This is a genomic window from Pantoea sp. A4, from assembly GCF_000295955.2.
In the GTDB taxonomy this organism is placed as follows: Bacteria; Pseudomonadota; Gammaproteobacteria; order Enterobacterales; family Enterobacteriaceae; genus Pantoea; species Pantoea multigeneris.
The window spans coordinates 1-5,703 of record NZ_ALXE01000030.1 but is presented as its reverse complement, the minus strand read 5'-3'; the positions used below and the strand labels follow the sequence as shown (position 1 = coordinate 5,703).

Sequence of the window (5,703 nt, the reverse complement as noted above, 5' to 3'; positions counted from 1 at the left end):
CCCGACTGACCAACCTGACGCCCGCCGAGAAAAAATTTCTCGACGATGCTGTTGCCGCCGCTGAGAGAGCGTCAGGCAAGAAGCTGAATCAGCCAAACCGGCATATCGTCCTGAACCGGGCGCGGGCGCAGATCGAATCGCAGCGTCATGCAGACCGTCAGCGGTCGCTGCGGGAAGAAGAGCGTCAGCAGGCGGATTTTGCCTGGTCACGCCCGCGTGCGCCGCGCCGGTGAACGCCACGGCGGAGCTTTTTGTCCCGTGCCGCTCTGAACGGCGGGCAAAAAAAAGGAGCCCAGCGGCTCCTAAACGTTTAGCTAACTTGTCTTCGTCATTCCCACAACACCAGGGTGGCAGTGGTTTTCAATGGATGGTTGACCCGGTGAATATGGCACAACCTGTGGCTCTGCGCGAAAAAAATTTTCCCGCCCGTTCACCGTTTGGGTTTATGGCGTTTCGCGGTTTTCTGCCGGTTCTTAAGGGGGGGATATGCGAACATATGCGATTTAATGCGATTTAATGCGATTTCACGAGGTCCGGGGCGGTTTTCGCATAAAATCGCATTAAATCGCGTCCGACCGGATGGCAAGATGTGTAATGTACCGGTACAGGCTGCGGCCTCTCCCTGCCCATGACTGTACTTATTCGCCAGGGCTCAACGTATCTTGTTCTGCGAAGCCGGCGACGGCTGCTGCCGTTCTCTGAGTCCCGGACAAAAAAAAGGAGCCCAGCGGCTCCGAAGCGTTTAGCTAAGTTGTCTTCGTTATTTTCACTTCAGCAGAATGGCGGAACTTATGAGGTCTTACCAGGAGAGTGTGTCACAACCTGCGACTCTGCGCGAAAAAAATTCCGTTAACTGTGACGCATATTCCGCAGAAGACCGGGAAAAATACCCGCCTGGGCGCCCGATCGCGCTGAAACCCTCAACCAGTCATCCGGCTGCATAACCATGCACCCCCGCAGAACGCCTCAGAACGATCCTGGGCGGTTTTCGGGGGTGAAGACGTGCTCTTTTGCGGCTCAGGGCGCAGAAACGCGCTGAGGGCGTCTGGGGCGGTGCGGTAAAGAAACGTTATGGTAAATCAGGGGGCTTTTGAGGACTTTTAAGGGATGGGCGTGTTAAGAGTGTTATTGATAGTGCTGGGTACCCTTGTTCTGTGTGCATGCACCGGAAATCGAGGTCCTGTGGATACTCCAGAATGCCTTTCCTACCGGCATATGCTGACGGCTCCGCAGTCTCCAGATGCAGCAGAAAGGCTGAGGGTAAAATGCCTGATGAGTGGAGAAAGGAATCATTCCCCGGGCATGCCTGGAACAGAAAAATAAGCGTTATTGCAGCATTCTGCTGATCAAAAAAAAATCCCGAAACCACTCGGTATGAATCGGGATGGCAAAGTTGCCGGTTAAATTCGCGTCAGGGAAAACGCACTTCACCATATCACACATGATACCCGGGAACCTTTCTGCCGTAGGGCGCAACAGGGATGTTATGGTAAATATTCCGGTATCAGTTACAAAAAAGCCGCCCTTCCGGGCGGCTTTATTTACTTCGAAGTCTCTCTTTTGCACCGATCAACAAGCATAACGATTGCAACTGTCGTCCCGCCAATCAGTGAAAGCAGGGATAAAAGGCTCTGGCGTGTGTTAAAACCATCCCATAGTCCACACAGGTTGAAAAAAACGGCGATAGCAAGGATCCAGAGAATACTGCGGTTTGGGGTTTTATTCATGGCAACACTCCATTCTGGTTTCAAGGGGGAAAAACCAGAATAAAGGATGGTTGGTGGAGGTCGAAATCTTGAGGGTGGGTGAAGTCATAAGGGATTGGGGGGGTATGGTAAATCCGGGTGTGTATTGCCATACCGTTACACAGGCTCTAAAGTCACTGCGTTTTCTGTCAGTTAAGGGAAAAATAAGAATGAAACAGGATAGAAATAAGCAGCAGGACGCAGGCAAGCTGTTGCGTAATACGATACGGATGAGGCGCTGGAGTATTATTGGTGGCACCGCCGTGGGGTTACAAGCTCTACTGAGTGTGCTTACCCGCCCGGACGACTCGGGGACTGTTCTTTTTCAGGCAATTCTGGCAATTGGTTGTATCGGGTATGGCCTGTCACTGACGCCAAGGATACGTAGCCTTGATCAGGCTTCTGAGGTGGAAAAGTGAACAGTGCAAAAATAGAGGAAGAGCTCGCGAGACACGGGTTCACCGGTAAAGATCTTGTTGAGATGAGAAAAAGGCTTAATCAATATGGGATAACGTATCCTGCACTCATAAAGGCTCTACATTCTCAGTTTATTGTATTGATGGGGATGATTGTTTTTTTCATGGGAGTATGGCTATACATAATTATTTTTGAAGACAAAGGCTCTATCGTCTCTTACTCAATAACTATGATGATAGTACTCCCATTAATCTGTTTGTTCGGCGCAATTAGATTGAGCTTTAAGTCATTCATCTACAAAAGGAAAAAATATAGCTAATCATTATCCCCATCGGCTATAGATTTAATTGTCATTGAGTCATTGTAAACTTCAACACCCAAATCAAATCGACTCATTTCTTTTATTCCTCTTACATAATCGGTCGGTAGGTGTCTAAATAATCGCCAGCTATCTGGCTTGATTATTAACCTACCCATACCGTAAGCAGATAAACCCAAATCCATGATGCTATACGCTAGCTCTCCTGTTTTTTGATCAAATCCGAGAAATTCTGCACCAGCTATATAGGTTTTTTTCACAAACCCTTGAGTGTTATCTACGCCGTAATATAAATTTAATGCAGACTCTTGGATGCTGTTGGCACCGTGAGCGACCAATAAAGCTCCGAAACCAGCACCAAACACCATTCCTGTAGCTAAAGATGCTTCAATCACACTAACGCCAGCAATAACCTGAAGACCACCAAGAACTACACCCACACCATTAATAATCCAGTGCCAGACTCTGTCGCTTTTAACAAACTGCACTGAAGCGTGAAGGGCTGCCTGCCCGGAACGGAGCATCTGATCCTGTATGGATAGGTTTTTATGTTCTTCTTGCAGGTGTGTAATGCACTGCTGGCATTCAGCTTCTGAACTGGCGGAGCGAATAGTACTCAGTTGTGCATCAATAAAGCGTTTTACATCATCCTGAAAGGCCATTTGTGTGAAGCCGTTCTTCAGATGGGTTAAACAAACTTCATTGGCTTTGCAGTACAGTTGTTGGGCTTCCAGATTTGCCATAGTGAGAAAATAACTGGAAAATCGGTTATTAGCCCAGTAGTTATCCATAACGTTACCTTGATTGATGTATTGAGAATTACCGGGATTTAATCAGAGAACACAGAAAACTCAAAGGAAGACGCCATGAGCACGGATATTTTTCTACGGATTGACGGAATAACAGGCGAGTCACAGGATTCAAACCACAAGGGCTGGATCAACATAAACTCATTCACCTGGGGAGCATCGCAGCCCGGAAGTATGGCCGTGGGGGGCGGAGGCGGTGCGGGTAAGGTTCAGTATCGTGACCTGTCGGTTCAGGCCAGTATCGATAAGGCAACGCCCGCGATTATGCGCTACATCTCAAACGGAAAACACGTCAGCACAGTAGAAATTTCCGTCTGCAAAGCGGGTGGCACTCAGATCGAGTACTGCCGGATTACACTTGAGGACGTGCTGATTACAAACGTCATGTTCAACGGAACGACTCAGCGTGATCTTATTGGTATTAACTACCAGTTCCAGGCGGCTAAAGTAAAAAATCAGTACTGGGAACAGTCTTCCAGCGGCGGAAAAGGCGCGGAATCACAGTCAGGATGGAACATTAAGGAGAACAGGGAGAGCTGACATCAGCCGTAAGGCGACGGATTAATATGCGCAAAGATCGTCAGATCTTCTTGAGATCCTTTTTCTGTCGTCGTAGTCTCTTGAACCAGAAACGAAAAAACCGCCTGGGGAGGCGGTTTTTTCGAGGGTCCAGTAAGTTGGGGAACTTCTGAACCGTGGTAACTGGCTTTCACGGAGCGCAGTAACCTAATCTGTCCTTTCAGTGTAGCCGCAGTCAGGTCTTCACTTCAAGAACTCAGTGTACTTCAAGTGTACTTCTTCGCTCCGTAAACCAGTTACCAATGGCTACCGCCACTGGCGATTTTTCGTGTCTGTAAGGGTTGGACTCAAGAGAACTAGTTACCTTACATGGCGTGGTAGTCGGACTGAACGGGGGGTTCGTGCATACAGTCCAGCTTGGAGCGAACTGCCTACCCGGAACTGAGTGTCAGGCGTGGAATGAGATAAACGCGGCCATAACAGCGGAATGACACCGGTAAACCGAAAGGCAGGAACAGGAGAGCGCACGAGGGAGCCACTTACTAGAAATGGTAGGTATCTTTAAGTCCTGTCGGGTTTCGCCACCGCTGATTTGAGCACCGGAAATCACGCGATTTCTGTGAGTCTCGTCAGGGGGGCGGAGCCTATGGAAAAACGGCTTCGCCGCATCATCTCTTCGTCGCTTCCTGTCTGTCTTTCCTCCAGTTATCCCCCGTTTCTGTGGATAACTCCTTGCCTGTTGCTCGCACCGCTCGCCGCAGACTCATGACCGAACGGAGTGAGCGAATGAGCGAGGAAGCGGAATATCATCCACTGCCTGGTATGAGCTCTGATCACTCTGATGTTGATTATTCCTGCCCCGACGACACGGTTACTGTTGCGCTTCCTGCGTCTCAACCGGCATCTGTGCATCGGGGTGGCAGAATGTTGAGTTCTTGCGAGGCACCCCAGGTCGCTGACCTGTTTGCTGCTAATGCAGAGCTGAAGCGGGTTCAGCTGCCTCCGGCGCTACTTTCGTAGTGCCGCCATCGATACCGGGTTGATCAATTTCCTTGTTTTACGTTGGACGTTCAGACGGGCTTCCCGTCGCTGTTACGTGGCCGTTTAAATGTTTTTAACACGTACTGCGTGTGTGTCAGATGGTAGTCAGACGCTGAGAGCCGCGTTACGCCTGGTCTGAGCGTACGGTTTTCAGCGGCGTCACTTGGTAATGTCTTCGCCATTTCACAAGTGACGCCGCGCAGCTGCTGAGCGTTAACACTGTATTTTCTCACTCATAGGGGAGCAGCTTCATCATCGACAGGTGGGGTTCCGCGTCATCACCCGGGTTTTTGGCGTGATGCGCTGATGAGCTGTTGCTGTGTAGCCGGCCTGAACAGACCGGTGACCTTAACCACAAAGGTGGCACCCGTTTTCAAAGGTTAAACGGCTTTACCGCCCGAAGGCGTCCCTCTCAGGTTTACGGGACTTTGGATGGTCGCCGTAGCGACAGTAATCGCCCGAAGGCACCCCTCTCAGATTACGCCGGGGTTTTGGATGGTCGCCGGAGCGACAGGTTACACGTGCAGACTACCACGGCGGCGGCTGATTTCAAGTGAACAGCGGGACAGGATATATTTTGTAGCACCGCCACCCGTACCGGCACATAAAACGTCCGGTCAGGCGCCGTCCGATCCCCTTCTTATCTTCGTTAAATCCGACCCCCCTTGTGGTTTCCTGCCGCGCCTGGCGGCTTGGCCAACGCCTCACGCCCGGACAAAAAATTTGCCCGTCCGTTCACCGTTTCTGATTGTCTGCTACCGTTCCCGGCTCTTCATCGCCTCCGCGGTGTCTGGCAGACTGTAACGCATTATCCTGACCGGAGATCGCCATGGCCCGACTGACCAACCTGACG

4 protein-coding genes are annotated in these 5,703 nt (G+C 50.5%); 3 read left to right on the top strand and 1 reads right to left on the bottom strand.

All coding sequences use genetic code 11. The features are described from left to right. Together B880_RS26915 and B880_RS26735 are read left to right on the top strand one after the other, a co-directional pair. A partial coding sequence (locus tag B880_RS26915; protein WP_017348353.1) for a hypothetical protein occupies positions 1-233 on the top strand: 233 nt, incomplete at its 5' end. 1,682 nt (positions 234-1,915) lie between these two features. Beyond that, the gene (locus B880_RS26735; RefSeq protein WP_157060569.1) at positions 1,916-2,164 is read left to right on the top strand and encodes a hypothetical protein; all 249 of its coding nucleotides are present in this window, start codon (positions 1,916-1,918) and stop codon (positions 2,162-2,164) included. Positions 2,165-2,477: 313 nt separating this feature from the next. Here the strand turns inward: B880_RS26735 and B880_RS0115470 are convergent, their stop codons facing one another. Then, positions 2,478-3,272, bottom strand: a complete 795-nt coding sequence (locus B880_RS0115470) for a DUF4225 domain-containing protein (RefSeq protein WP_017348348.1) — start codon at positions 3,270-3,272, stop codon at positions 2,478-2,480. A gap of 75 nt (positions 3,273-3,347) precedes the next feature. Here B880_RS0115470 and B880_RS0115465 point away from each other — a divergent pair, with 75 nt between their 5' ends. Beyond that, complete coding sequence (locus B880_RS0115465) at positions 3,348-3,830, top strand: Hcp family type VI secretion system effector (protein ID WP_017348347.1); 483 nt, start codon at positions 3,348-3,350, stop codon at positions 3,828-3,830. Positions 3,831-5,703: the final 1,873 nt, after the last annotated feature.